A 25,551-nucleotide genomic window follows, 5' to 3' on the forward strand; every position below is an offset into this window, starting at 1 on the left:
GAGAAGACATCATGCGCGTCGTCGTCGCACTCGGCGGAAACGCCCTGCTCCGCAGGGGAGACCGGCCGGACGCCGCCGTGCAGCAGGCCAACGTCAGGGCGGCCGTCGCCGCCCTGGCCCCCCTGGCCCGCCGGCACGAACTCGTCATCACCCACGGCAACGGCCCCCAGGTCGGCCTGCTCGCCCTGCAGAGCGCCGCCGACAAATCCCTCACCTCCCCTTACCCCTTCGACGTCCTCGGGGCCGAGACCCAGGGCATGATCGGCTACTGGCTGCTGCAGTCCCTGCAGAACGCCCTGCCCGACCGCCAGGTGTGCGCCCTGCTCAACCAGACCCTCGTCTCCGCCGCCGACCCCGCCTTCGCCGCACCCGCCAAGTTCGTCGGCCCGGTCTACGCGCGCGAGGAAGCCGAACGGCTCGCCGCCGCACGCGGCTGGACCGTCGGACCCGACGGCACGCACTGGCGCCGGGTCGTCCCCTCCCCGCACCCGCAGCGCGTCGTGGAGACCCGGCTGATCCGGCTGCTGCTCACCTCCGGCGCGGTCGCCGTGTGCGCCGGAGGCGGCGGAGTCCCCGTGATCCGCGACGACCAAGGGCGGCTGACAGGAGTGGAGGCCGTCGTCGACAAGGACCTCACCGCGGCCCTGCTCGCCGAAGCACTCGACGCCGACGCCCTGTTGCTCCTGACCGACGTGCCCCGCGTCCAGCGCGGCTTCGGGACCCCGGACGCCGAGGAGATCGGGCACACCAGCCCCGCCCGGCTGCGGGCCGAGGAGTTCCCCGCCGGATCCATGGGCCCCAAGGTGGAGGCCGTGTGCCGGTTCGTGGAACTCACCGGCGGCATGGCCGCCATCGGCGCCCTCGCCGACGCCGCCGCCCTCCTCGACGGCACGGCCGGCACCGTGGTGACCCCCAGCGGCCGGTGGAGCGTCAACGAGCCCCACAGGGAGCCGAGATGAGCACCGAAGCCCCCGCACCGGCACCCGCGGACCCGGGCCCGGCACCCGGACCCGCCGGGCCACGGCGCGGCTTCCGCTTCCCCTCCGCCTTCACCGTCCTCGTCGCGGTCACCGTCGTCGTCTGGGGCCTGACCTTCGTCATCCCCGCCGGCCGCTACGACACCAAGGACGGCGCCCCCGTCCCCGGCACCTACCACGCGGTGGCGCCGGTCCAGGACTTCTGGAGCCGGCTGAAGGACCTGTTCCTCTCGCCCGTCAACGGCCTCTACGGAGTCACCGACGCGCACTCCGGGCTCACCGCCCCCGGCGGCAGCGGAGCGTTCTTCGGCGCGGCCGGGGTGTTCCTCTTCGTCCTCGCCGTCGGCGCGTTCATCACCGTCACCCTGCGCACCGGCGCCCTCACCAGCGGGGTGAGCCGGCTCGCGACCCGGCTGCGCCGGCACCGCACCCTGCTGCTCGTGGTCCTGCTGACCCTGTTCTCCCTCGGCGGGACCACCTACGGCATGGCCGAGGAGACCCTCGGCTTCTACGGGATCGTCGTGCCCCTCGTGCTCAACCTCGGCTACGACCGCATGGTCGGCGCCACCGTCGTCATGGTCGGCGCCGGGGTGGGCACACTCGCCTCCACCGTCAACCCCTTTGCCACCGGCGTCGCTTCCGACAGCGCCGGCATCGGCACCGGCGACGGCATCGTGCTGCGGCTGCTGATGTGGGCGGTGCTGACCGCGCTCGCCGCGGCGTACGTGGTGCGGTACGCCAACCGCGTCCACGCCGACCCCTCCCGTTCCCTGGTCCCGCCCGCCGACGGCGACGGCGGGCCGGACGCGGAGGAAGCGGCTCCGCTCACCGCGCGGCAGCGCGTCGTGCTCGTCGTCTTCGCCGCGACCTTCGCGTTCATGATCTTCGCGGTGATCCCCTGGACCGATCTGCACGTGCCGTTCCTGCCGACCCTGGGCTGGTACTTCCCCGAACTCGCCGCCCTGTTCGTCGTCGCCGCGATCGTGGTGGGCCTCGTCGCCGGTCTCGGCGAGAAGGGCACGGCGGACGCGATCGTCGCGGGCGCCGGGGACTTCATCGGCGCGGCCATGATCATCATGCTGGCCCGCGGTGTCACCGTCATCATGAACAACGCCAGTGTCACCGACACCATCCTCAACGGCCTGCACAGCGTGGTCTCCGGCACCTCCTCGGGCGTGTTCGCGGTGCTGATGTTCCTGGTGAACATGCCGCTGGCCTTCCTCGTGCCCTCCTCCTCGGGCCACGCCGCACTGGCCATGCCCATCCTGGCCCCGCTCGCCGACTTCGCCGGCGTCGGCCGCGCCCTGGTCGTCACCGCCTACCAGTCGGCCTCCGGGTGGGTCAACCTGGTCACCCCGACCTCCGCCGTCGTCATGGGCGGCCTGGCCCTGGCCAAGGTCCGCTACGACCGCTATCTGCGCTTCATGGCACCCCTGATGGGCGTCCTGCTCGTGGCGATCGCGGGCTTCATGGCACTGGGGGCGGTCCTCGACTGACCCCAGCCGGCCCCCGGCAGTACCGGACACACCACCGGGCCGCATCCGTTCCACGGGTGCGGCCCGGCAGCGCCGGCGCAGAAGGCGGCGATGACGCAGCGTCAGAAGAGCACGGCCTGCCACTGCTCCGCGAACCGCCCCGCGATCAGCCCCGCCACGGCCGCGTACCACAGGGCGGGCACCGCCCAGTGGAACTCCCGCAGCGGCGCGGCCAGTCGGCGCGGCGCGCGGAGCACACCGTGGCCGATGCTGAACAGCGTCGTGTACCAGAACAGGGCGATCGTCGCCGCCCAGGTGACGCAGCACCACAGGCACAACGCCCCCAGGACGTAAAGGGACTGGCCCATCAGCCACATGCAGAAGACGGCACCGGCGAAGGCCCCCGCGTTCAGGGCCGCCCACGCCCACCGGGGCAGGCGGGCGCCCGTGACGAGGGCGACGCCCACGACGACCACCACCGCGTAGGCCACCAGCCCGAGCGTGGTGTTGTGCACCCCGAACGCCGACGCCTGGTCGCTGCGCATGACGTCGGTGCACGACAGCACGGAGCCGATGTCGCACGCGGGCCGGAAGCCGGGGTCGCTCTCCAGGCGCAGCCGGTCCCAGGTCAGGACCGAGGAGGCGAGCAGCCCCAGGCCGCCCGTGACGGTGACGAGCCAGGCCAGCGGGCGGCCGGCCCCGATCGGCGCGCTTCGCGCGTAATTCGGGTGCTCCGCCGGGGAGTTCATCGTCGCCCCCGCGCGTCCGGTTCCGTACCCGCGCACAGCCGCTGGGCGGCGTCGCGGCCCCCGGCGACGCAGGCGGCGACACCGACGCCCTCGTAGGCGGAGCCGCACAGCTCCAGGCCGGGCAGCCCGGCCACGGCGGTGCGGACGGCCCGCACGGTGTCGAGGTGGCCGACCGCGTACTGCGGCAGGCCGCGCGCCCAGCGGGAGACGTGGAAGTCCAGCGGGCGCGGCAACGGGCCCAGCACCGCACGCAGTTCGGACAGGCACACGGCGGCCAGTTCACCGTCCTCCCGCCCGAGCAGGGACTCCTCGCCCAGGCGGCCGACCGACGCCCGCAGCACGAACGTGTCGGGCGCGGTCTCCGCGAGCCAGCCCCACTTGTTGCTCAGCAGCGTGGCCGCCTTCACGGCGCGGCCCTCGACGGGCGGGACCAGGAAGCCGTTGCCCTCGGGCACCTCGGGGAGCAGCGCACGGTCGAAGGCGAGCGTCACCAGCGCCGTGGTCGCGTGCTCGATCGCGCCCAACTCGCGGGCGGCGGCCAGGGCGTGGGGCCGCAGCAGCGGGGCGGCGGCGTAGGCGGGGACGGCCAGGACGACGGCGTCCGCCTCCAGGGCACGGGGCCCGGCACCGGTGAGGACGGCACGCCAGCCGGTGCCGGTGCGCTGCAGTTCGCGCACCCGGCAGCTGGTGAGGACGCGCGCCCCGCAGGTGTTGGCGATCGCCCGGGGCAGCCGGGCCAGCCCGCCGCGCAGCCCGAGCATCACAGGGGGAGCGGGCCGCGCGGCGGGCGCGGCCGGTGCGCGGTCGCGCAGCGCGGCGAGCAGGGAGCCGCCCCGGGCTGCGATGTCGGCGACGGCGGGCAGCGCGGCCCGCAGCGAGGTCCGGTCGGCGCGGCCCGCGTAGATCCCGCCGAGCATCGGCTCCACGAGCCGGTCCACGGCCTCCTGGCCGAGCCGTTCGGCGAGGTAGCCGGCGACGGACGTGTCGCCTTCGACGGGCGGGGCGGGCAGTTCCTCCTCGCGGGAGAGCCGGGCCAGCCCCTCGGCCGACAGCAGCCCGGTCTCCCGCAGTGCCGTCAGGTCGGTGGGTATGCCCATGACGTGGCCCGCCGGTACCGGGCGCAGCGCGTCGCGGGTCCACACGGTCACGGGGGCCCGGGCGGGCACCTCCAGGTCCGCGCCGAGGCCGACGGACTTGGCGAGGTCGACGGCCTCGGGCCGCAGCGCGAGCATCGCTTCCGCGCCGTCGTCGACAGGGATGCCGGCGACGGTGCCGGTGCGCAGGATGCCGCCCGGCTGCGGACCGGCCTCCACCACGGTCACCTCGGCCTGTGACCGCAGGTGCCAGGCGGCGGCCAGCCCGCTGATGCCGCCGCCGATGATGATCACTGAACGCATGGGGGCCTCCCGGCCGTTGTGCTTGGAGACGTTGTGCTTGCGAGCCGTTGTGCTCGCGAAGACAGATGAGGCGTTCCGCCGTGGAACGCCTACGGGCGTCAGCCGCCCGTCAGCCCGGCGGCGAGCAGGACGACGCCCACCGAGCCGACGAGGGAGGCGAGCGCCAGCCCCCGGGCGAGCGCCGCCCGGCCCCGCGCGTACGCCCAGCCGTGCCCCGCTGCCGCGAGCAGCACCGCGAGGAACAGCGCGAGCTTCGCCGCCAGCGTGCGCCCGTACCCCGGCTCCGCCAGCGAGGCGAGGGTGACGCCCCGGTGCCGGGCCAACGCCCAGCCGGTGACGGCCTGTACGGGCAGGAAGACCGCGCCCGTGAGGATCCCGAACCGGCGCCCGGCCGCCTCCGCGAAGCGCGCCCGGTCCTCCTCGGGCAGCAGCCGGCGCGCCAGCGGAAGGACCACCAGCGACAGCGCCAGCTGACCGCCGACCCACACGACCGCGCCGGTGACGTGCGCGAAGCGCACCCAAGTCCACAGCTGGGCCAGGCTGTTCACTCCTGGCCCCCCGCGCCCGCCGCCGCGTGCAGCAGGGTCGCCACCTCGTCCTGGTACGGGAACGAGCCGGGCCGGTACGCGCACAACGGCTCCTGCGCGTACGGGTCGCCGCTGACGCAGTAGGCGCGGGACCGCGAACCCCCGCACACCGTACGGAATTCGCAGTGCCCGCACCGGCCGCGCAGCCGGTCCGGTTCGCGCAGTCCGGTGAACAGGGCGGAGTCGCGGTAGATCTCGGTCAGCGGACGCTCACGGACGCTGCCCGCGCCCAGCGGCAGGAAGCCGCTGGGGTGCACGCTGCCGGTGTGCGAGACGAAGGCGAAGCCCCGGCCCGCGTTGACGTCCAGCGGAGGACGGCGGGCACGCCGGGCCGGGACGTCGAGGGCGAGCGCGCGGGACCGCGCGCGCAGACGCTCGTACAGCGGGCCCAGCCCCAGCACCCGCACCGGGTCCTGGCCCTTGGCGCCCAGGATCGCCCGCTGCAGGGCGACCCGGCGGAAGTGGTGCGCCTCGGTGGTCTTGGCGGGCACGGCCAGTCCCACGTCGTGCACGAAGTTCAGCACGTCCTCCGCCTCCGCCGGTGTCAGCGGGTCCAGCTGCCGGCCCCGTCCCGTGGGCACGAGGAAGAAGGCGCTCCACAGCATCGCCCCGCGCTCGCGCACCAGGGCGACGAGGTCCGGCAGGTCGTGCAGGTTCCGCCGGGTGACCGTCGTGTTGATCTGGACCTTCATGCCCAGCGTACGGGCGGCATCCCAGGCGTCCAGGGTCCAGCGGTACACCCCGCGCACCCCCCGGAAGGAGTCGTGCAGCGCGGCGGTCGAGCCGTCCAGGCTCAGTGAAAGGCCGATCGCGCCGGCGTCCCGTACGGCCCGCAGGTTCTGGGGCGTGAGGGTCGGCGTGCCGGAGGGCGCCACCGCCACGGGCACGCCGCGCAGCCTGCCGTAGCGGATCAGCTCCAGCAGGTCGGGCCGCTGGAACGGGTCCCCGCCGGTGATCACGAACAGGGGGGCGGGCCGGCCGAAGGCGGCCACCTGGTCCAGCAGCTCGCGGGCGGCGGCGGTGTCCAGCTCGCGCGGGTCCCGGTCGGGCACGGCCTCGGCGCGGCAGTGCCGGCACGCCAGTGGACAGGCCCGGGTCGACTCCCAGATGACGATGAAGGGGCGGTCGGCCACGTCCTGGCGCCAGCCCCGCACCGGGCGGGCGGGGCTCACCGCCGGCCCCGGCCGGGACCGGCCGCCCGGGAGTCGTCAGGGTGGCCCGGGCGGACCGGCCGGTCACCGAGCGGAGGAACCGCGCGCCGTGACCGCCCGGTCGGGTGAGCACGGGATCGGCTGGGCGGGCGCGGCGTGCGGTCGTACACGAACACCTCCGGATCGGTTGTGCCCAGCATGCTCGCTCGCCCCCGGCGGGCGCGGCGGCCGAGCGGCCCTCGTGCGGGGCCGATGGTCCCTCGTCGACCGGACCGGGCGGCCACCCGGATCGGGCCTATTCGCAGCAAGTTGTCCGCTTCGTTCTTGTCTAGCGTGCGGAACCATGGACAACGAGACCGCAGCCGAGCCCGCCGCCCGAGAGGAACCGGGCGAACTCCTCGCTTCCCGGCGGCTGTTGCGGCGCCGGGACGCGACGCCCGACGGCCGCGCCGCGTTCACCGAGGGCGAGCGCGCCTGGGAGGGCTTCTACCGCGACCGCTGGTCGCACGACAAGGTGGTGCGCTCCACCCACGGCGTGAACTGCACCGGCTCCTGCTCGTGGCTGGTCCACGTCAAGCAGGGCATCATCACCTGGGAGCACCAGGCCACCGACTACCCCTCCATCGGCACCGAGTGCCCCGAGTACGAGCCCCGGGGCTGCCCGCGCGGCGCCTCGTTCTCCTGGTACACCTACTCGCCCGGCCGCGTCCGCCACCCCTACGTACGCGGCGCGCTGCTCCAGATGTGGCGCGAGGCGCGGACGCGGCTCGGCGACCCGGTGGCCGCCTGGGCCGAGATCACCGGCGACCCCGACAAGGCCCGCGCCTACAAGAGGGCCCGGGGCAAGGGCGGGCTGGTGCGCGCGGACTGGGACGAGGTGACCGAACTCGTCGCCGCCGCCCACGTCCACACCGTGAGGACCTACGGGCCCGACCGCGTCACCGGCTTCTCCCCGATCCCCGCGATGTCCATGGCCTCCTTCGCCGCCGGCTCGCGCTTCCTGTCCCTGATCGGCGGCACCCTGCTGTCGTTCTACGACTGGTACGCCGACCTGCCCGTCGCCTCGCCGCAGGTCTTCGGCGATCAGACCGACGTCCCCGAGGCGGCGGACTGGTGGAACGCCGGATACCTCATCATGTGGGGTTCCAACATCCCCGTCACCCGCACCCCCGACGCCCACTTCCTCACCGAGACCCGCTACAACGGCACCAAGACCGTCGCCGTCAGCCCCGACTACGCCGACAACGTCAAGCACGCCGACGAGTGGCTCGCCCCGCACCCCGGCACCGACGGAGCCCTCGCGATGGCCATGGGCCACGTGATCCTGCGCGAGTTCCTCGTCGAGAAGCAGACCCCCTACTTCACCGACTACCTGCGCCGCTTCACCGACGCCCCCTTCCTCGTCGCCCTGCGCGAACACGACGACGGACGGTACGTGCCCGACCGCTTCCTGACCGCCGCCGACCTCGGACGGGACGAGGAGCACGCCGGGTCCAAGACCGTCCTGCTCGACGCGCACGACGGCGAGCCCGTCGTCCCCAACGGCTCGCTCGGGTTCCGCTGGGGCAAGACCGGCGAGGGCCGCTGGAACCTCGAACTCGGCGACACCGTCCCCGAACTGACCCTGCTGGAACGCGCCGAGCAGACCGTCGAGCTCGCCCTGCCCCGCTTCGATACCGGCCCCACCGAGGGCGGCACCGTCATGGTGCGCGGCGTCCCCGCCCGACGCGTCGGCGGCCGCCTCGTCACCACCGTCTTCGACCTGATGCTCGCCCAGTACGGGGTGCGCCGCCCCGGACTGCCCGGCGACTGGCCCGCCTCCTACGACGACGCCTCCCGCCCGTACACCCCCGCCTGGCAGGAGACCATCACCTCCGTCCCCGCCGGACAGGCCGCGCGCATCGCCCGCGAGTTCGCGGCCAACGCCGAACGCACCCACGGCCGCTCCATGATCGCCATGGGGGCCGGCACCAACCACTGGTACCACTCCGACACCATCTACCGCGCGTTCCTGGCACTGACCACCATGACCGGCTGCCAGGGCGTCAACGGCGGCGGCTGGGCCCACTACGTCGGCCAGGAGAAGGTCCGGCCCGTCACCGGCTTCCAGCACCTGGCCTTCGCCTTCGACTGGCAGCGCCCCACCCGGCACATGGCCGGCACCTCCTTCTGGTACCTCAACACCGACCAGTGGCGCTACGAGGCGTTCGGCCCCGGCGAACTCGCCTCACCGCTCGGCGAAGGCCGCTTCACCGGCCGGGCCTTCGCCGACTGCCTCGCCCAGGCCGTACGCTCCGGCTGGACCCCCGGCCACCCCGGCTTCGACCGCAACCCCCTCGACCTCGCCGACGAGGCCGCCGCCAAGGGACTGCCCGTCGCCGACCACATCACGGACGAACTCTCCGCAGGACGCCTGAAGTTCGCCGCCGAGGACCCCGACAACCCCGTCAACTTCCCCCGCGTCCTGACCGTCTGGCGTGCCAACCTCCTCGGCTCCTCCAGCAAGGGCACCGAGTACTTCCTGCGCCACCTCCTGGGCACCGACGCCGCCGTCCGCTCACAGGAATCACCACCCGACGCCCGGCCCCGGGACGTCCACTGGCGCGAGGACGCCCCCGAGGGCAAGCTCGACCTCCTCGTCACCCTCGACTTCCGCATGACCTCCACCGGGCTGTACTCCGACGTCGTCCTGCCCGCCGCCACCTGGTACGAGAAGGACGACCTCTCCAGCACGGACATGCACCCCTTCGTCCACGCCTTCACCCCCGCCATCCCCCCGCCCTGGCAGGCCCGCACCGACTACGACACCTTCCTCACCCTCGCCGACCGCTTCAGCGAACTGGCGGCCACCCACCTGGGCACCCGCACCGACGTCCTGGCCGTCCCCCTCCAGCACGACACCCCCGACGAACTCGCCCAGCCCCACGGGGCCGTCGGCGACTGGCGGACCGGCGCATGCGCGCCCGTACCCGGCCGCACCATGCCGAAACTCGTCACCGTCGAACGCGACTATCCGGCCGTCGCACAGAAGATGCGCGCCGTCGGCCCCCTGCTCGACGAACTCGGCACCACCACCAAGGGCGTCACCGTCCGCGTCGGCCCCGAACTGGAGGACCTGCGGCACCGCTGCGGCACCGTCCGCGAAGGCATCGCCACCGGACGGCCCTCACTCGCCGGAGCCACCGAGATGTGCGAGGCGATCCTCGCCCTCTCCGGCACCACCAACGGCCGCCTCGCCACCGCCGGTTTCCACGCCCTCGAAGAACGCACCGGCACCCCGCTCGCCCACCTCGCCACCGAACGCGAAGGAGAACGCATCACCTTCGCCGACACCCGCGTCCAGCCCCGCGCCGTCATGACCTCCTACGAATGGTCCGGCAGCGAGACCGGCGGACGCCGCTACTCCCCGTTCGTCATCAACGTCGAGCACCGCAAGCCCTGGCACACCCTCACCGGACGGCAGCACTTCTTCGCCGACCACGCCTGGCTCGCCGAACTCGGCGAACAGCTCCCGGTGTTCCGCCCGCCCCTGGACGCCCGCCGCCACCACGGCGACGAGCACCTGCACGAGGACGGCCGCGCCGAGGTGACGGTGCGCTACCTCACCCCGCACTCGAAGTGGTCCGTCCACACCAGCTACCAGGACAACGCCTACATGCTCGCGCTCTCCCGCGGCGGACCCGTCATCTGGATGAGCACCGCCGACGCCGCACGCATCGGCGTGAAGGACAACGAGTGGATCGAGGCGTACAACCGCAACGGCGTCGTCACCGCCCGCGCCGTCGTCACCCACCGCATGCCCGAGGGCACCGTGTACATGTACCACGCCAAGGACCGCACCGTGAACGTGCCGAAGACCGAGACCGGCGGCAGACGCGGCGGCACCCACAACTCCCTCACCCGGCTGCTGCTCAAACCCACCCATCTCGCGGGCGGACACGCCCAGTTCACCTACGGCTTCAACTACTACGGACCGACCGGCAACCAGCGCGACGAGGTCACCGTGATCCGCCGCCGCTCGCAGAACGTGGAGTACTGACGTGCGTACTGACGTGCCCCGTGACAAAGTCACTACTGGACGCGTTCTGGCACAGATCGCCATGGTGATGAACCTCGACAAGTGCATCGGCTGCCACACCTGTTCCGTCACCTGCAAACAGACCTGGACCAACCGCAGCGGCGTCGAGTACGCCTGGTTCAACAACGTCGAGACCAAACCGGGAGTGGGCTACCCCTACCGCTACGAGGACCAGGAACGCTGGAAGGGCGGCTGGGTCCTCGACGCCAAGGGCCGACTGGCCCTGCGCTCCGGCGGCCGCCTCAAGCGGCTCTCCCGCCTCTTCGCCAACCCCGAACTCCCCACGCTCGACGACTACTACGAGCCCGTCACCCACGACCACGACACCCTCCTGAGCGCCCCCGCCGGCGGCGACGCCCCCGTCGCCCGCCCCCGCTCGGCCCTCACCGGCCGCCCCACCGCCGTCACCTGGGGACCCAACTGGGAGGACGGCCTCGGCGGCACCCCCGAACACGGACCCGGCGACCCCAACCTCACCGGCGGACTCGCGGAGAAGGTCCGCTTCGAGTTCGAACGGACCTTCCTGTTCCACCTGCCGCGCCTCTGCGAACACTGCCTCAACCCCGCCTGCGCGGCCGCCTGCCCCTCCGGAGCGCTCTACAAGCGCGCCGAGGACGGCATCGTCCTCGCCGACCAGGACCGCTGCCGGGGCTGGCGCATGTGCGTGACCGCCTGCCCCTACAAGAAGATCTACTTCAACCACGCCACCGGCAAGGCCGAGAAGTGCACCTTCTGCTTCCCCCGCATCGAGGCCGGGCAGCCCACCGTCTGCTCCGAGACCTGCGTCGGCCGGCTGCGCTACCTCGGCGTCGTCCTCTACGACGCCGACCGCGTCGGGGAAGCCGCCGCCGTCCCCGACCCGAAGGACCTGCTGGACGCCCAGCGCGCGCTCTTCCTCGACCCCAACGACCCCCAAGTCACCGCCGCCGCACGCGCATCGGGCATCCCGGAGGACTGGCTGGAGGCGGCCCGGCGCTCCCCGGTCCACGCGCTGATCAGCACGTACAAGGTGGCCCTGCCCCTGCACCCCGAGTACCGCACCCTGCCCATGGTCTGGTACGTGCCCCCGCTCTCCCCGGTCCTCGACGCCGTCAGCGCGTCCGGCGGCGACCCCGACAGCCCCGACCACGTCTTCGGCGCCGTCACCGGACTGCGCATCCCCCTGGAATACCTGGCCGAACTCTTCACCGCCGGGGACACCGACGCCGTCGCCGGCGTCCTGATGAAACTCACCGCGCTGCGCAGCCACATGCGGGCCCGCACCCTCGGCGGCCCCGACGCGCTCGGCCCCGTGGGACTCACCCCCGAGCAGGCGGTGGACCTGCACCGGCTGCTGGCCGTCGCCAAGTACGCCGACCGCTACGTCGTCCCCGCCGCCCACCGGGAGACCGACACGCGCGGCCCGGGAACCGTCGGCTTCCAGTGCCCGGTCGGCGAGCACGAACCGTCACCGGGACAGCGGCACGTCCTGCTCGGCATGCCGACGCGACGCCGCAAGGAAGAGACACCATGAGCCTGTTCACGCGTATCCGGCCCGCCGGGGCCGACCGGGACGCGCAGCGCGCCCGGGTGCTGCGGCTGCTGTCCCTGCTGCTACAGTACCCCGACGCCGAACTCTCCGCCGCCTCCGCCGAGTTGGCCGGCGCCGTCGCCGCACTGCCGCCCACGCCCGCGGCCCGGCACCTGGCCCGCTTCACCGACTGGTTCGTCCAGGAGCCCGCGCACGAGCGGGAGAAACACTACGTCGACGTCTTCGACCTGCGCCGCAGAACCGGCCTGCACCTCACCTACTACCTGCACGGCGACACCCGCCGCCGGGGCCTGGCCCTGCTCGCCCTCGCCCAGTCCTACCGCGCCCTCGGCTGGGAGGTGGCCGACGGCGAACTCCCCGACCACCTGCCGGTCGCCCTGGAGTTCGCGGCCGTGGCCGGCCCGGGACCCGGCGAGGCACCCCTGCGCCGCCACCGGCGCGGACTCCAGCTCATCCACCACGCGCTGCGGGACCTGGACTCCCCCTACCGCCATCTCCTCGCCGCCCTCCTCGCGTTGCTGCCCCCGCCGACGGCGGCCGACCGGGAGGCCGTACGCCGCCTCGCCGCCGCCGGACCGCCCGTCGAGGAAGTCGGCCTCACCCCCTACGGAACGCCGCCCCCCACCCCGGAAGCCCCCCGATGAACCACCTCACCCCCACCTCCGTCCTGCTGTGGGTCGCCGTCCCCTACACCTGCCTCGCGGTGTGCGTCGCCGGACACGTGTGGCGCTACCGGCGGGACCGCTTCAGCTGGACCTGCCGCAGCACCCAACTCCTCGAACACCGCTGGCTGCGCTTCGGCAGCCCCCTGTTCCACCTCGGGACCTTCGCCGTCATCGCCGGACACGTCGTCGGCCTCGCCGTACCCGCCTCCTGGACCGAAGCCGCCGGAATCAGCGAACACACCTACCACACCACGGCCGTCACCCTCGGCTCCGCTGCCGGGGCGGCCATGGTCGCCGGACTCGCCATGCTCAGCGCGCGCCGCCTGCTGTCCGCGCGCATACGCCGCACCACCGACCGCAGCGACCGGATCCTCTTCCCCGTCCTGTTCACGACCGTCCTGCTGGGCGTCGCCGCCACCTTCGTGCACAACGTGACCGGAGGCGGCTACGACTACCGCGCCACGATCTCGGTATGGTTCCGTGGCCTGTTCACCCTGCAACCCCACCCCGAGGCCATGACCTCGGCACCCCTGCTGTTCCAACTCCACGTGCTCTGCGCCTTCTTGCTCTTCGCGGTGTGGCCGTTCACCCGGCTTGTGCATGTGTGGAGCGCACCGGTGGGGTATTTCAGGCGGCCGGCGCTTGTTTATCGCGGGAGGGGGGACGCCTGAGATTGCCCAGTCCCTGGGCGCGGGGTCGAGCCTCGCACGCGGCCGTACGCGAGTTCCTACAGCTCGGGTAGACCAAGCACTTTACGGAGGCGGGCGGCCGCAACCTTCTCGTCCAGCGCGAGGAGCGGCGTGATGCCCAGCCTCTGGGCGGCAGCGAGATTGTCTTCGCTGTCATCGACGAACAGACACCGTTCGGCCGGCACACCGAGCTTGCCGAGCACCAGGCGGAAGATGGCGGGGTCGGGTTTGCGCACTCCATGCTCGGCGGAGAACACCACCTCATCGAAGGTGCCGTGCAGGTCGAACCCCGCGTAGGGGTCGTACGGCTCCCGGCCGAGACTGTTGGACAACACCGCGGTCCTGATCCCGGCAGCCCGCGCCTGCCGGGCCACTTTGAGAACCTGGTGGGCCGGGAAAGCGTCGTGGAGATAGCGGGCCATCAGGTCGTCGGAGGCGACGCCGATCAGGTGAGCGAACCCGTTGTTCCAGTCGGTCTGGGTGATCCGGCCGAGTTCGAGCTGCCGGAACAGTTCCTGCCCTCGCGGGTCGGCCCAGGCGCGAAGAAAGGTTCCTCGGGCGAGCCTCTCCCTGTCCTCGAAGAATGAGATCACCTCGACCATGTTGAAGGTCAGGACCCCAAAGAAGTCGAAGATCAAGCCGTCGTACTCGGTTCTTCGGTCGTCGCCATCCCCAAAGGCTACGGCTTAAAGGGGAGTTGCAGCAGGGTCTACGCGCGTCTCACTGCTCGGGCATCGGGCACCTAAGCGATCGGCCAGACCGTCGAAGCAGGCGGGTGGAGCGCGCCGTGGTGCTGCGCCGACGCGGTCGGGGTGCCCCACAGCGCGCTCGCCCCAGCCGGCGAAGACGACCTCGACGGCCTGGGTGCGCAGCGGGGCGGGGTGATGCCGTTCACCGAAAGGGCTGATGTCACCGTGGTCGTGGACTCCTCGGTGCCCGGCATGGGGCGGGTGTACTGCGGCAGCGGCCGGGCGGACCGCACGCTGTGGGTGGACGTGGACGACATTGTCGCTCTGTCTCCCCAGCGCGTCCTGGCTCCGATCGGTAAGAGCGCTTGAAACCGTGTGCAGGGGCGTGGCCCGCCTTCAGGGCCCCGGCTCCCGGAACTCGCCCTCCTCGTCGAACACCGCCGTCAGCAGCATCCGCAGCATCTCCGTCTTCATCCCGTTCGCCTCGGAGATGTGCTCGATCGCGACCACGGAGTAGCACGCCAGCGCCGTGAACAACCCCACCAGCGCGTCAGGCCCGTCCGATTCCGGGTCGGCCTGCTCGTTGTAGACGTCGCATGCCAGCTGTTGCGCGGCAGCGGCGATGCCCTCGGCGTCCTCGTTGCCCAGTGCCGTGCGCATGAACTTGATGATCCGCTGGTTGAGTTCCTGCACGCTCGGGCCGGCAGGGGGCTCCTGCTCCGCCTTCGTCTGCGAGTCTTCCATGACGCCGCCTCCCCGGTCCGCGTGGCCAGTCCGGGAACGACCCTATGGCTCACCGGCCGGGCCGGGGAAGGCTTTGCGGATTTGAGAACCGAAGAGTCACATGGCCACTACGCGCTCTTCGCGCCACGGCACAGCCGTCGACGCTGTGCCGTGGCTCCGCAGGCGGGGGCAGCAGCAGAGATTCCCGCCGGGGTACGGAACTGGTCGAGGTTGAGTCAACTCAAGTAGCCATAGTCCTCTCCGAGGTAGACGGCCCCCTCGGCCGGATCGTCGAGGACGGCGTGAACGATCCTCGGCAGCGACGGCGGCAACAGCCGGATATGCGCGAGTTTGGACAGGGGAATCCACTCGGTGCCGGTCTGCGGCCCGTCCTCGTGATGGCCGCCCAGCACTGCGGGCTCCTCGACGATGTCGCACCAGAACATCGCCTCCAGCCGGTGCGTGGCCCCGGACAGCATCGCCACGCTGTCCTGGTGCCGGGCGGGGATGTACTCCCGCAGCACCACCAGCCGCTCGGCCTTCACCCTGACGCCGGTCTCCTCGAACACTTCGCGCTCGGCACACTCAGCGAGCGTTTCCCCGGGCTTCTGTCCGCCACCGGGGATGAAGAACGTGTCCGGGCGCGGCCAGTTCTCACGGATCATCAGCAGATGCCGGTCCTTGACGACGATCCCGGTAGCCGCGTTTCTGATCCAGCCCTCGTCGGGCATACCCGCCCCCTATCGGTCCTGTGAGAGTTCGTACAGTTCCTGGAACAGACCGCCTGCCGTGGCGAGTTGGCCGAAGGTGCCGTGTTCGATGACCTTGCCGTGTTCCATGACGACGATCCGGTCCGCGATCTTCGTGTTCTCCAGCCGGTGGGTCACCACGATCGTGATGCGGCCTTGGGCCATCTTCTTGAGCTCGGTGAAGATCTGGTGCTCGCCCCGGGCGTCCATCATCGATGTCGGTTCGTCCATGACCAGGAGTGCGGGCTGGCGGTACATGGCGCGGGCGCACGCGATGCGCTGCCACTGGCCGCCGGAGAGCAGCACCCCACCGTACAGTTCCCGCGCCAGCAGGGTGTCGAGCCGGTTCGGGAGTTCTTCGATGGCTTCGACCATGCCGACCTGGTTCAGCGCCTCCCAGACAGGAACATCGTCGTGGGTGCGGGGCTGGCCGAGGGTGACGTTCTCCCGCACCGACAGAGGCCACGAGCAGAATGCCTGCGTCACCACGCCCGTGCGGTCCCGCAGGGCTACCTGGTCGGCGTCGCGCAGGTCGATGCCGTCCCAGGTGACGGTGCCCTTCTCCGTGGTGTACAGGCCGAGGAGGAGCCGGATCAGGGTGGACTTGCCCGAGCCGTTCTCCCCGACGATCGCCACGACCTCGCCCCGGTTGAACGTGAGCGACACATCGTCGACGGCCGGGGCGGTCTTGTTCGGGTACCAGTAGGAGACCTTCTCCGCCCTCACCGTTTCCACCGCTTCCGGCACCACTGGGCCTGTGGTGCGCGGGGCCTGGGTGCGGGAGTTGTCGATGAACTTCTCCCAGTCGGCGAGGTAGAGGCAGTGCCGGAACAGGCCGATGGTGTACGCGAGCAGGTCACGGATGGAGGCGAGGGCCTGGCGCACCGCGACGATCACCGTCGCCGACACCGCGAGTGACACGCGACCGGTGACGGTCAGCCATCCCAGCGCTCCGTACGCCCCGGCGAGGCATAGTCCGCTCGTGGCGTAGGACAGCAGATCCACGCGGAGCTGTTTCGGGGTCTCGGCGAGGATCTTCTCATCCACGCTGGCGCTGATCCTGGCGTACCAGAACCGCAGGTACGGGCCCATGCTGTTGCCCCGCACTTCGTCGCCGACCCACTTGGATGTGGCGTAGCCGCGCATCATCGACTTGATCGTCCTGCCCGCCGTCACCGTCAACGACGTGCGGTATTCGATGCGTGCCCGCAGCACCGCTCCCACCCCCGAGGGCACCACGGCCAGCAGCAGCACCCCGAGCATGAGCGGGTGCAGGCCCGCCAGGACCCCGCCGGCCGCCACCAGCCGGATCAGTGAACCGAGGAACACCTGGATCTCGGTGACCAGGCGCTCCGAGCGCACGACGCCGGCTTCGGCCCGCTCCTGGTCCTGCGTGAATTCCGGGTTCTGGTAGACCTCCAGCCGCACCCGTAGCACGGCATCGAGCAGCGACTGGTCAGCTGCTGTGAGGAGTTGGGGGCGTAGCCGGTCCTCGGCCCACTGCCCGAAGGCATGCGATCCCCGCGACACTGCCGCACTGACCCCGGCGCCGATCAGATACGGCATCGCCTCGTGCACTCGGTGCGCGACGGTACCGGTGCCGACGAGCGGGGCCATGGCCTGTGCGGTCATCGCCAGCAGCACCCCGGACGCGGCCCCACCCACGACTTCCGCGACCAGCAGCACGATCACTGCGCACCGGTCCGCCTGCCATGCCATCGCGAGGAACCGGCCCAGCAACCGGGGCGAATGCCGGGCCAGGTGCCACAGGCTGTGCTCATCCATCACGTTGCGGGCCTTCGTGCCCTGGTATCCGATCGCCGCCGGCTCCGGCATGGGAGGCCGTTCCACGGTCCGGGTCCGTTTGCCGCCTGACGAGGCTTCCACCGTCCTGTTCTCCCTCCCCTTGGGTAATAGGCGTCTGGTTGAAGGCACCCGGTGTTTAACGGGCTCTATGCGCGCTGGGTCACGCCTGCGGGGCGTGAGCGATGGCGAGAAGGTGAGCGCTGGCCGCGAGGAGAGCCGGTCGTGCGTCGGCGAGCCGCGCGGCCGCGAGAGCTGAAGAGAATTCCTGTGAACTGGTGCTTATGCGCGTGCAGTTGTGCTGCTCGATGCCCTTGATGATCCAGTAGCCGGGCCCTTCTGCCCCACGGATCACCGCGTCGAACAGCCCGGCGTCGGTGAGTTCGGTGCGGAGTTCGTCGACGGTGTGGAAGTACGAGGTGGTGAACCCGCCGCTCGAAGTACAGATCCCGCTGTCTGTGGTGCCGACGACATCACCGCAGACGGCGGGATCTGTGAGGGCGTGCTTGGCCGCCTGGTCGAGGAAGCGCGAGTACCTGTTCATCGCCGCTACAGCGATGAGTGCCCCGGGTCGGGCGACGCGGACGGCTTCCTTGAGAGCAAGGACTCTCTCGGCCCGCTGGGTCAGGTGATAGAGCGGACCGAGGAGGAGCACCGCATCGTAAGTGTGGCTGGGACAGTTGAGCCGGCGGGCGTCGCCGAGGACGGCGTCGATGCCGACGGCTCGGCCCTGATCGACATGCTTGGGCACAGGGTCGATGAGGTGGACGGTATGTCCGTCGGCGGTGAGCCAGCGGGCGTGTGCGCCCGGTCCGCCGCCGACGTCCAGGACGCTGGCGGGCGGCTGGGGCAGGTGTGCGCGCAACAGCTCCTGGATGCGCGTGAATTCGAGCATGCTCGCGCCACTCGCGGTGCCAGGTGCGAACCGGTCGGCTTCCTCGTAGCCGTTGGTGTAGTAGTCGATGATCTCCGGGCAGATGGTGGGGGTTTCGTCTGCGGACAACAGGGCTGTCCTCTCGCTCGGGAGACGACGAAGGGGTCAGAAGATCGGCGGCCTGCCGGCTGCGGTGAGCCGGGCGACCGTGCGCCAGCTCATCGGCGACCGCGTACCAGGATCGGTGCGCAGTCCTTCGCGGAAGCCGGCGAGAGAGGCACGCAGAGCGGTGCGCTCGCGGAAGCGCCACAGGGTGATCAGGGTCCAGGTGGCGAGGTTGAAGGGGATCAGGGGCGCGGGGAGGTTGCGGCGGGCGAGCCAGACGCGGTTGCGGGCGTTGAGCCGGTAGAAGCGCTCGTGGCGTGCCGGGTTGGTCGCGGGGTGGTGGACGAGGATGTCGGGCTTGTAGAGGCCGGTGTGTCCGTGGTTCCACAGCCGCCAGGCGAGGTCGATGCCCTCGTGGAAGAGGAAGAAGTGTCCTGGCCACCCCCCGGCGAGTTCGAAGGCGCTGCGGCGGACCATCACGACGCCTTCGGCCATGACGGTCACCGTGCCCGGCCGCGTGGCGTCGCCGGCGCGCAAGCGGGGCACCCAGCGGCGCAGGGTGACGCCGGTATCGGGGTCGGCGATGCGGGGCTGGACGTACGACAGGTGGGTGTCGCGGTCCAGTTCTGCGGCCAGGCGGGCGAGGGCGTCAGTGGCGGGGAGGACGGCGTCGTTGTCGAAGAAGAACACGTAGTCCCCCTTCACGTTGTCGGCGCCGATGTTCCGTCCTTCGGGGATGCCCACGTTCTCAGGCAGCGCGACGGCACGGACACGGTCCGGTACCTGGGCGGGCTCGCATCCGTTTCCGACCACAACCACGTCGAGGTCCACACCTTCCTGGGCGAGGAGCGAGTCCATGGCCCGGGGGAACTCGGTCGGCCTGTCGTTCATGGTCAGGACGACGGCGCCGATCGTGGGGCGTGGTGCTCCGCTGCTCACGGTCTGGGCCTCTCTGCTGGTGTGGATCATGGTCGTGGGAGGCGAGCCCGCCATCGTCACGTCATCCGGTGGATGCCTCACCGTAATGCACCGGATGAGGCCGTCGGGGGTGATCTTGGATCGGCGGCGAGCGCCGTGAGGCTGGCCCGCGCAGCGGTAAGGAGGCTGGTGCGGGTGTCCGGCGAGTCCTGGCGAGGCCGGCGGTCGAGGAGGGAATCGGCGACGACGAAGAGAGCCGCTGCGTTGACGCCGCGGTGCTCGGCGACCGCGAAGACTCCGGCGGCCTCCATGTCGGCGGTGAGGATCCCGTCCGAGCTGTACAGCAGGACCTCACCGTGGGTCTCCCGGTACGGCGCGTCGGTACTCCACCCCGGCCCTTGCCGCACGGCGAGACCGGTCGTCTGGAGGGTCCGCACGAGGTGATCGGTCAGCGCGGTGGAGGGGCGAGCGTAGCGGGCCGGGGCGAGGTAGTGGCGGGAGAGTCCTTCGTCGCGCAGGGCCCGGGTGCACACGACCAGGTCACCAGCGTGCAGGTCTGGCTGGAGCGCTCCTGCCGTGCCGACGGTGATGACGTGCGCGACGCCCAGGCTGACGAGCTGTTCCAGCACGAGAGCTGCCGCCGGGGCCCCGGGGCCGAAGCCTCCGCAGACGCCCACCCACCGGCCGTCGTGCTGGACGAGCCACAGGTCCCCGCGGACCCAGCCGTCCAGGAGGCTCGCCTTCTCGGCGGCGAGCACGTCGCGCAGGAGCGAGCGCTGGTAGACGAGCACCACGCCGCCGAGGTGGTCGAGGGAGGCGTCCGGTTCCCGGGTGCGCAGGTACGCGGCGTGCTCACCGGGGTCAGTGGCCGCCGGCAGGGCGTGCTTGCCCCCGAACAGCGGGAACGAGGCGGCGATCACTGGTCGGCCTCGCGTTTCGCGAGGGACTGGGCGAGCTGTTCCTCGGCCCCGGGGTTGACGTGGTTGAGGACCTGCCATGGCAGAACACGGTCGTCCATGTGCCGCAGGTGCCGGTCGTAGTCGAGGCCGCGCTTGGCCAGCGCCTGGACGAGGTCGTCCTTGGTGAGGGACGAGAGGTCGGTGCCGGCGTCATAGAGGTCTTCCAGGACGTGGCCGATACGGCGGTCGCCACGGGAGCAGACGACTTCGAGGTGCATGCGGCTGGTGGGGAACTGCTCCACCCGGTAGTGCGCCTGGTACTCCGCTTCCCCGACGAGGCCGCGCAGCCGTGCGCCGATCTCGTTGCCGTACTCCCTGACGAGGTCGGGGTCCATCATGCGAAGACGCTGGGTGGGGGTGCCGGGCTTGGGCATGAACTGGTGGAGCTTGACGATGACGTTCGCGTCCGGTGCGCCGAGCCGCCGGCGGACATCTCGGGCGTAGGCGGCGATGGCCAGCCGGTCCTCGGGGCGTTCGCCGGGGGCGCCGATGATGAAGTAGAGCATGACGGTGTTGATGTGGCCGTTCTCGCGGCACAGGTCCAGGGCCCGGTCGACGCGTTCCTTCTTCTGTGTCTTGCCGTACAGGGCGACGAGGTCGGGTGCGGCCCACTCCGGGGCGACGGTGATGACGCCGCGTGGCTGGGCCAGGTGCAGCTCGGTGAACAGGTGCCCGAAGTCGCCGAGCTTGGTGACGGCGTCGAGGTAGTCGGCGTTGATCTCATCCGCGCGGATCGAGCCGATGATCGTGGTGACCCGGCGCCCCTCGGCCTCGGCCCGCCTGGCGTAGGCGAGGATGCGGTCGAGGAGCTGCTGGCGGTGCCGGTACTGGGTGAACGTCGGCGCGCTGATGATGATCTTCGGCACCTGGAGTTCTTCGAGGCGGTCGACGTAGGCCAGGAGCAGTTCGAGCGGGGCCTGCCGGAACGGGGGGACGCCGAGATTGCAGTAGTGGCAGCTGTGGAGGCAGCCGACGACCGGGTGGCAGCCGGCTGCGGTGCCGTCGGTGATCGGGTAGACGAAGTGCGCGTCGTGCAGGTCACCGGCCTGGAGGTACTGGGCGTGCACGGCGGCTGGCACCTGGAGAGTCCGCGGGCGGATTGCCTGGACACCCCCGCCGGGAAGGAAGTCGCACGCATACATCGAGGGCACGTACAGCCCCGGAACGCGGGAGAGCTCTTCGAGAAGCGAGCCGCTGCCTGCCTGGCGGTGGGCATGGACGATACGGATCAGCTCGGCGAGCGAGCGCTCGGCTTCGCCGACGGCCACGACGTCGAGGTAGTCGGCTAATGGTTCCGGATCGGCGAGGCCCTGATTGCCGCCGACGACAAGCGGGTCCCGGCCGGGGATGCGGTCGGCGCTGCGCCGGGGGATCCCGGCGAGATCGAGCAGGCGCAGGAGGCTGTGGAGGTCTCCGGCGTTGATCATGGAGACGCCGACGATGTCCGCCTCGTTGACCGGGCGGGGTGATTCCATGCTGCGGTACGGCTCGCCCCCGGGAGTGTGCAGGCGGTTCCCGTCGCGGGTGAGGCAGTCGTACTGGAGGGCGCGTTCGGCGACGGCGGGGATGTGGGGGCTGCGGTTGATCAGGTCGTACAGGCCCATGGGGCCGTTGCACATCAGGGAGAAGGCGTGGCCGAACGGGATGAGGAACACCATCCGCAGCAGGCCGGCCGGGTCCTTCGGCTCGTAGGGGGTGGTCAGGTGGAGTTCTTTGGCCAGGAGGGAGTCGATTTCCTGCGTGAGCACCGGCATCTGGCTTCTGCCCTTCTCAGTCAGGACGTGCTGCGGGTGCGGGCGATCTGTGCGGTGGCGCCCCTGACGGCGTCGGTGATCTCGTCTTCCTCGGCGACGCTCATGCGGGGGTGCAGGCAGGGGCACAGCAGCCGGGCGGTGAGCTGTTCCGCGCGGGGGCAGCGCTGGCCGGCGGTGTGGGCCCGGATCAGGCGGTGGAAGAGGTACGGGGGGCGGTCGTTGATGATGCTCCCGAGGCCGTACTCGGCGGCCAGGGTGTTCATCAGCTCGTCGCGGCCCTCGCCGGCCCAGGCTTCGGGCACCAGCAGGTTGTGGCGGTAGTACAGGTGCCGGCGGTCGTCGATGACCGGTGGCATGGTGAGCTCATGGGTGTCGGCCAGACCGCGGGTGCGTTGGTGGGCCCGTGCGATGCGCGCGTCGTTCATCTCGTCCAGGCGTGCCAACTGCACCAGTCCCACTGCTGCCTGGGCCTTGGTCATCATCTGGTTGGTGCCCCAGTGCTCCGTCCCCCCATAGGTGCGCAGCCAGCGAAGCTGCTCGGCGAGGGCCTGGTCGTCGGTGGTGACCATGCCGCCCTGGCCGAAGGTGGTCATCAGCTTCTTCGACTCGAAGCTGAACATCGTCGCCCACCCCTCAGCTCCGACCCGGGCACCGGTGGGCGTACGGCCTCCGCACGCGCGGGCAGCGTCCACGATGATCAGGGGTGCCCCGTGGACCGGGTTGGGGTGCCGGTCGGCCAGGTCGAGGAAGGGGCGGATGTCGGCGACGGCGCCGTTCCAGTGCGTGACGAGGATCGCCCGCGTGCGGCGGCTGATCACCCGCTCGACGTCGGTAGGGTCCAGGTTGAGGGTGTCCGGCTCGGGCTCGGCCAGGATGGGCTTGCCGCCCTGGCCGATGATCGCGATGAGGGGACCGACGAAGTTCACCGCACAGGAGATCACCTCATCACCCGGATCGAGCTGGAGGTAGTGCAGCAGCATCTCCAGCGCGGTACCGCCGGAGTTGAACGCGACGGCGAACCGGCTTCCGGTGAACCCTGCGAAGGCGTCCTCGAACGCCCCGACGTACCCGGCCGGCTTCCAGCCCACGTGCCAGTCGTCCGACTCCGCCAACACGGCGCGAACCGCCTCACGTTCCGCACGGGTGTACCAGCCTCCCTGCGCGGGCTCAACAGGCCAGCGCAGCACAGCATCCGTACTCGGCACGGTGGCAGGGTCAGTGGGCATCAGCAGCGCTCCGTCCCTGCCAGCGGTCTTCGAAGGCACTGATCGTCTCGATCTTCGCGGCGGCCGAGCACGTGTCGTCGAACCGGTACGTCAGCCACTCCTCGACCAGACGCCGCGCGAGGCCGAGGCCCACGATGCCCTGGCCCAAAGTGAGGACCTGCGCGTTGTTCGACAGCACCGCACAGCGCACGGACCACGAGTCGTGAGCCGTCACCGCGCGGATGCCGGGGATCTTGTTGGCGGCAATCGCCATGCCGAGACCGGTATGGCACACCAGCAGCGCCCGGTCCGCGCGGCCGTCCGCGACGAGCTGCGCCGCTGCGAACGCGATCTCCGGGTAGGCCGCCCGTCCCTGGCCGTCGAGCGCGCTGATGTCGATGATGGATGAGACGAGAGAGCTCGCTCGAAGGTCGTCGGTCAACGCCGTCGCGTGATCGCGGCCGGCCTTGTCGGATCCCACGGCGATGCGGAGCTGCTGTAATACCCGTTCACCCCGGTGGGACTGGGGGTGCTCATGGCACGTATGACCATCCACGGTGTCACTCCTCTACAGGAAGGGTCGGCGTCGTCACGGGCGCCGGCTCCGGGGGCGGGGCCGAGCGATCCGCCACGGACTGGGCAGGTCAGTGGCGGACATCTGGCCCACTCTGATCACCGAAAGAGGAAACCGCTTACTACGGCGATGCTTCCTTTATTTCAGGTGACCAGAGTGGGAGTTCGTGGACTGCGCGGGCAGTGCGTCGAGGCGTGCCGGGACGTCCACGGGCCAGGCGGCGAGTACGTACCGGCCCGTGTGGTCGGTCGCTGTCAGAGCGAACGGTGTCCCGCCGCGCAGTTGGTCGTAGGCGGCTTGACGCGACCGATCGTCGTTCGCCCAGGCGCGTAACTCGGCGGGTGCATCTCCGAGTTGGAATTCGGTATTGACCTTGTGGAGGGCTCCGTGCGGTGACGGTGCCGTATCCGGGTCGGGGTCAAGTCCGTCAGCGATACGCACGGCCTGACGGCGCAGCCACCGCAGCGCCCGGCCGAGGAAGGGAGTCGGGAGCGTGCCCAGCACGATCCGGCCCCATCCGGCGCCGCCGTAGACCACCTCGCACCAGTATCCCCGCGCGGCATTCACCGCACCAGCCATGCAAGGTCACCCCGACGCGTGATCGACGGGCGGGTGGGGACGGGCTTCTCTTCCGGGTGCCAGGGCACCAGGACCTTCCTCCACACCGGCGTGCCGCTGCTCGGTCATCTCGTCGGCACAGGCCAGGGCAAGGAGCTGGCGGGCCGTACGGGCCGACTCCTCCGCCCACTGCCGCGCGCACGCCGGGTACCGGTGCGCGTCCGGCGGCTCGTACTGCAGCCGGCGCCCAACCGACGCCACCAGCTCCGGGTGCACACCGGCGACCATCGGCATCAGCAGCCCCAGGTGGCCTTTCAGGTCCTGGACGGCCTTCGCGAGGTTGTCCAGGTCGAGATCCGGTCCCGGTTCGGAGTTGAGGACGGTGTCGATGGTCGCCCGGATCGTGTCGGCGTTGAGCTGGGGGAGCGTGGCCTGGTGGTCGCCATCGAGGTGCATTACCTCGAAGGACACTCCGGCCACGGAGGCGTAGAGACGCTGCTGAAGCGTCAGACGCTCCGATTTGACCGCTGCCAGCTCTTTTCGTGACACCGGAGTGATCCCGTACAACTTCGCGTAGAGCTGTCCGGCAAGCACCCAGCGGACCTTGGGGTCGTCGTAGGAGACGTACGCCTTGTCGCCGGCCACGGCATAGGGGTAGCCGGGCTTGTGGAGGACACCATGGACACCCGCGATCGTCGGCTTCTTCACGCGTACCAAGCTGTGCTCGCGGCGGAGGGTGGGGCAGAGTGTGACCGCCTTGCCGGCGCAGGGCGCACACACCGGCGGGTGCGTCGTCACCTCGCCTTCTGACGGGAACTCGCCCTCGACACCTTCTCTGTCCAAGAGCCACAGGGCGCCAGCTTGAGTCTCACCGGCCGGGCTCCCGCAGACCTGGCAGCGCAACGCCCCCATGGCGCGGCGTTGCCGCTGCGGATGGATCTTGCCGAAGTCGGGCTTCCCCCGGCCTTGCCGTAGGCCGTACGCGCTCCACAGCACTCCGTGCTCGTCGCGGTCGTAGATGGTCTCGCGCGGGTAGGCGATCCCCCTCCGGGTGGTGATCACAGCCGTCTTGATGGGCAGTTCCCCGGACCATGCCGTGATGTAGGGCACGTTGTTGATCAGCGTCGAACTGGCGACGTCGAGAACGGCGGGCATGGAAGTTGCCTCCAAGGGCGATGCGTTGCCCGCGTCGCCGGGAGGCCGATTGCCGTCCCGACTGCTGGGCGAGTCGATAGATTCGCTGTCCTTGGCCCGTCACAGCCATATCGTGGCGGGTCTCACCTGAGTACTCGTTCGAGGCTGATGCGATCACCGGAGTATCACCTGGGTCTCACATGACGT

Annotated in this window: 23 protein-coding genes; 7 read left to right on the forward strand and 16 right to left on the reverse strand. The window is 71.0% G+C overall.

Annotated elements, in window-relative coordinates; translation table 11 throughout:
• The first annotated feature begins 11 nt into the window (after nt 1-11).
• Together arcC and ACFP1Z_RS11760 are read left to right on the forward strand one after the other, a co-directional pair.
• On the forward strand, nt 12-959 hold the full coding sequence (gene arcC / locus ACFP1Z_RS11755) for a carbamate kinase (protein WP_390316025.1): 948 nt from the start codon (nt 12-14) through the stop codon (nt 957-959).
• A complete protein-coding gene (locus ACFP1Z_RS11760) occupies nt 956-2,473 on the forward strand; it encodes a YfcC family protein (RefSeq protein ID WP_390316026.1) in 1,518 nt (505 codons plus the stop codon). Before arcC ends, ACFP1Z_RS11760 begins: the two co-directional genes overlap by 4 nt.
• Nucleotides 2,474-2,574: 101 nt before the next feature.
• Here the strand turns inward: ACFP1Z_RS11760 and ACFP1Z_RS11765 are convergent, their stop codons facing one another.
• The 4 genes from ACFP1Z_RS11765 to ACFP1Z_RS11780 all read right to left on the reverse strand — a co-directional run bounded on the left by ACFP1Z_RS11765 (nt 2,575) and on the right by ACFP1Z_RS11780 (nt 6,357).
• Entirely contained in the window at nt 2,575-3,201 is a 627-nt protein-coding gene (locus ACFP1Z_RS11765; RefSeq protein WP_390316028.1) for a vitamin K epoxide reductase family protein, read from the reverse strand.
• Nucleotides 3,198-4,598: a protoporphyrinogen oxidase gene (gene hemG / locus ACFP1Z_RS11770; RefSeq protein WP_390316029.1), complete on the reverse strand. Its 1,401-nt coding sequence runs from the start codon at nt 4,596-4,598 to the stop codon at nt 3,198-3,200. Before hemG ends, ACFP1Z_RS11765 begins: the two co-directional genes overlap by 4 nt.
• Before the next feature lie 98 nt (nt 4,599-4,696).
• On the reverse strand, nt 4,697-5,146 hold the full coding sequence (locus tag ACFP1Z_RS11775; RefSeq protein WP_390316030.1) for a hypothetical protein: 450 nt from the start codon (nt 5,144-5,146) through the stop codon (nt 4,697-4,699).
• Nucleotides 5,143-6,357: a TIGR04053 family radical SAM/SPASM domain-containing protein gene (locus tag ACFP1Z_RS11780; RefSeq protein WP_390316032.1), complete on the reverse strand. Its 1,215-nt coding sequence runs from the start codon at nt 6,355-6,357 to the stop codon at nt 5,143-5,145. Before ACFP1Z_RS11780 ends, ACFP1Z_RS11775 begins: the two co-directional genes overlap by 4 nt.
• Before the next feature lie 322 nt (nt 6,358-6,679).
• On the opposite strand from ACFP1Z_RS11780, the gene ACFP1Z_RS11785 reads away from it, so the two are divergent.
• From ACFP1Z_RS11785 to narI, 4 genes are all read left to right on the forward strand, one after another.
• The gene (locus tag ACFP1Z_RS11785) at nt 6,680-10,375 is read left to right on the forward strand and encodes a nitrate reductase subunit alpha (protein ID WP_390316033.1); all 3,696 of its coding nucleotides are present in this window, start codon (nt 6,680-6,682) and stop codon (nt 10,373-10,375) included.
• Between the two features lie 61 nt (nt 10,376-10,436).
• Nucleotides 10,437-11,927, forward strand: coding sequence for a nitrate reductase subunit beta (gene narH / locus ACFP1Z_RS11790; RefSeq protein WP_390316301.1), 1,491 nt, complete (start codon nt 10,437-10,439; stop codon nt 11,925-11,927).
• Nucleotides 11,924-12,589 (forward strand): nitrate reductase molybdenum cofactor assembly chaperone, encoded by a 666-nt coding sequence (narJ, locus tag ACFP1Z_RS11795; protein WP_390316035.1) that lies wholly within the window; start codon nt 11,924-11,926, stop codon nt 12,587-12,589. The genes narH and narJ overlap by 4 nt, the downstream gene beginning before the upstream one ends.
• Nucleotides 12,586-13,281: a respiratory nitrate reductase subunit gamma gene (narI, locus tag ACFP1Z_RS11800; RefSeq protein ID WP_390316036.1), complete on the forward strand. Its 696-nt coding sequence runs from the start codon at nt 12,586-12,588 to the stop codon at nt 13,279-13,281. Before narJ ends, narI begins: the two co-directional genes overlap by 4 nt.
• 56 nt (nt 13,282-13,337) lie before the next feature.
• On the opposite strand, the gene ACFP1Z_RS11805 is transcribed toward narI, so the two are convergent.
• Nucleotides 13,338-13,937, reverse strand: coding sequence for an HAD-IA family hydrolase (locus tag ACFP1Z_RS11805; protein ID WP_390316037.1), 600 nt, complete (start codon nt 13,935-13,937; stop codon nt 13,338-13,340).
• 174 nt (nt 13,938-14,111) lie between these two features.
• Between ACFP1Z_RS11805 and ACFP1Z_RS11810 the strand changes: the two genes are divergently transcribed.
• On the forward strand, nt 14,112-14,357 hold the full coding sequence (locus tag ACFP1Z_RS11810) for a YbaK/EbsC family protein (RefSeq protein WP_390316038.1): 246 nt from the start codon (nt 14,112-14,114) through the stop codon (nt 14,355-14,357).
• Between the two features lie 27 nt (nt 14,358-14,384).
• Here ACFP1Z_RS11810 and ACFP1Z_RS11815 read toward each other — a convergent pair whose 3' ends face one another.
• The 11 genes from ACFP1Z_RS11815 to ACFP1Z_RS11865 form a co-directional block, all read right to left on the reverse strand.
• Complete coding sequence (locus tag ACFP1Z_RS11815; protein WP_390316039.1) at nt 14,385-14,732, reverse strand: hypothetical protein; 348 nt, start codon at nt 14,730-14,732, stop codon at nt 14,385-14,387.
• A gap of 215 nt (nt 14,733-14,947) precedes the next feature.
• The gene (locus tag ACFP1Z_RS11820) at nt 14,948-15,442 is read right to left on the reverse strand and encodes an NUDIX domain-containing protein (protein ID WP_390316040.1); all 495 of its coding nucleotides are present in this window, start codon (nt 15,440-15,442) and stop codon (nt 14,948-14,950) included.
• Between the two features lie 9 nt (nt 15,443-15,451).
• Nucleotides 15,452-17,296, reverse strand: coding sequence for an ABC transporter ATP-binding protein (locus tag ACFP1Z_RS11825; RefSeq protein WP_390316042.1), 1,845 nt, complete (start codon nt 17,294-17,296; stop codon nt 15,452-15,454).
• Between the two features lie 130 nt (nt 17,297-17,426).
• Nucleotides 17,427-18,266, reverse strand: coding sequence for a class I SAM-dependent methyltransferase (locus ACFP1Z_RS11830; RefSeq protein ID WP_390316043.1), 840 nt, complete (start codon nt 18,264-18,266; stop codon nt 17,427-17,429).
• Between the two features lie 36 nt (nt 18,267-18,302).
• Entirely contained in the window at nt 18,303-19,181 is an 879-nt protein-coding gene (locus tag ACFP1Z_RS11835; protein WP_390316302.1) for a glycosyltransferase family 2 protein, read from the reverse strand.
• Nucleotides 19,182-19,258: 77 nt separating this feature from the next.
• Nucleotides 19,259-20,080, reverse strand: coding sequence for a nucleoside phosphorylase (locus tag ACFP1Z_RS11840; protein ID WP_390316044.1), 822 nt, complete (start codon nt 20,078-20,080; stop codon nt 19,259-19,261).
• The gene (locus ACFP1Z_RS11845; protein WP_390316045.1) at nt 20,077-21,873 is read right to left on the reverse strand and encodes a radical SAM protein; all 1,797 of its coding nucleotides are present in this window, start codon (nt 21,871-21,873) and stop codon (nt 20,077-20,079) included. The genes ACFP1Z_RS11840 and ACFP1Z_RS11845 overlap by 4 nt, the downstream gene beginning before the upstream one ends.
• 20 nt (nt 21,874-21,893) lie before the next feature.
• Nucleotides 21,894-23,099: a DegT/DnrJ/EryC1/StrS family aminotransferase gene (locus tag ACFP1Z_RS11850; RefSeq protein ID WP_390316046.1), complete on the reverse strand. Its 1,206-nt coding sequence runs from the start codon at nt 23,097-23,099 to the stop codon at nt 21,894-21,896.
• Complete coding sequence (locus tag ACFP1Z_RS11855; protein ID WP_390316047.1) at nt 23,089-23,634, reverse strand: RpiB/LacA/LacB family sugar-phosphate isomerase; 546 nt, start codon at nt 23,632-23,634, stop codon at nt 23,089-23,091. The genes ACFP1Z_RS11850 and ACFP1Z_RS11855 overlap by 11 nt, the downstream gene beginning before the upstream one ends.
• Before the next feature lie 156 nt (nt 23,635-23,790).
• On the reverse strand, nt 23,791-24,231 hold the full coding sequence (locus tag ACFP1Z_RS11860) for a hypothetical protein (protein WP_390316048.1): 441 nt from the start codon (nt 24,229-24,231) through the stop codon (nt 23,791-23,793).
• Nucleotides 24,232-24,237: 6 nt separating this feature from the next.
• On the reverse strand, nt 24,238-25,365 hold the full coding sequence (locus ACFP1Z_RS11865) for a hypothetical protein (RefSeq protein WP_390316050.1): 1,128 nt from the start codon (nt 25,363-25,365) through the stop codon (nt 24,238-24,240).
• Nucleotides 25,366-25,551 lie beyond the last annotated feature (186 nt).

This window comes from Streptomyces gamaensis, assembly GCF_042656465.1.
GTDB classification, from domain to species: domain Bacteria; phylum Actinomycetota; class Actinomycetes; order Streptomycetales; family Streptomycetaceae; genus Streptomyces; species Streptomyces gamaensis.

Coding starts and splice junctions, on each gene's coding strand:
- narJ (WP_390316035.1), top strand. CDS start 11,924: ATGAGCCTGTTCACGCGTATCCGGCCCGCCGGGGCCGACCGGGACGCG.
- ACFP1Z_RS11865 (WP_390316050.1), bottom strand. CDS start 25,365: ATGCCCGCCGTTCTCGACGTCGCCAGTTCGACGCTGATCAACAACGTG.
- narH (WP_390316301.1), top strand. CDS start 10,437: ATGGTGATGAACCTCGACAAGTGCATCGGCTGCCACACCTGTTCCGTC.
- ACFP1Z_RS11845 (WP_390316045.1), bottom strand. CDS start 21,873: ATGCCGGTGCTCACGCAGGAAATCGACTCCCTCCTGGCCAAAGAACTC.
- hemG (WP_390316029.1), bottom strand. CDS start 4,598: ATGCGTTCAGTGATCATCATCGGCGGCGGCATCAGCGGGCTGGCCGCC.
- ACFP1Z_RS11760 (WP_390316026.1), top strand. CDS start 956: ATGAGCACCGAAGCCCCCGCACCGGCACCCGCGGACCCGGGCCCGGCA.
- arcC (WP_390316025.1), top strand. CDS start 12: ATGCGCGTCGTCGTCGCACTCGGCGGAAACGCCCTGCTCCGCAGGGGA.
- ACFP1Z_RS11825 (WP_390316042.1), bottom strand. CDS start 17,296: ATGCCGGAGCCGGCGGCGATCGGATACCAGGGCACGAAGGCCCGCAAC.
- ACFP1Z_RS11860 (WP_390316048.1), bottom strand. CDS start 24,231: ATGGCTGGTGCGGTGAATGCCGCGCGGGGATACTGGTGCGAGGTGGTC.
- narI (WP_390316036.1), top strand. CDS start 12,586: ATGAACCACCTCACCCCCACCTCCGTCCTGCTGTGGGTCGCCGTCCCC.
- ACFP1Z_RS11815 (WP_390316039.1), bottom strand. CDS start 14,732: ATGGAAGACTCGCAGACGAAGGCGGAGCAGGAGCCCCCTGCCGGCCCG.
- ACFP1Z_RS11820 (WP_390316040.1), bottom strand. CDS start 15,442: ATGCCCGACGAGGGCTGGATCAGAAACGCGGCTACCGGGATCGTCGTC.
- ACFP1Z_RS11785 (WP_390316033.1), top strand. CDS start 6,680: ATGGACAACGAGACCGCAGCCGAGCCCGCCGCCCGAGAGGAACCGGGC.
- ACFP1Z_RS11765 (WP_390316028.1), bottom strand. CDS start 3,201: ATGAACTCCCCGGCGGAGCACCCGAATTACGCGCGAAGCGCGCCGATC.
- ACFP1Z_RS11850 (WP_390316046.1), bottom strand. CDS start 23,099: ATGCCCACTGACCCTGCCACCGTGCCGAGTACGGATGCTGTGCTGCGC.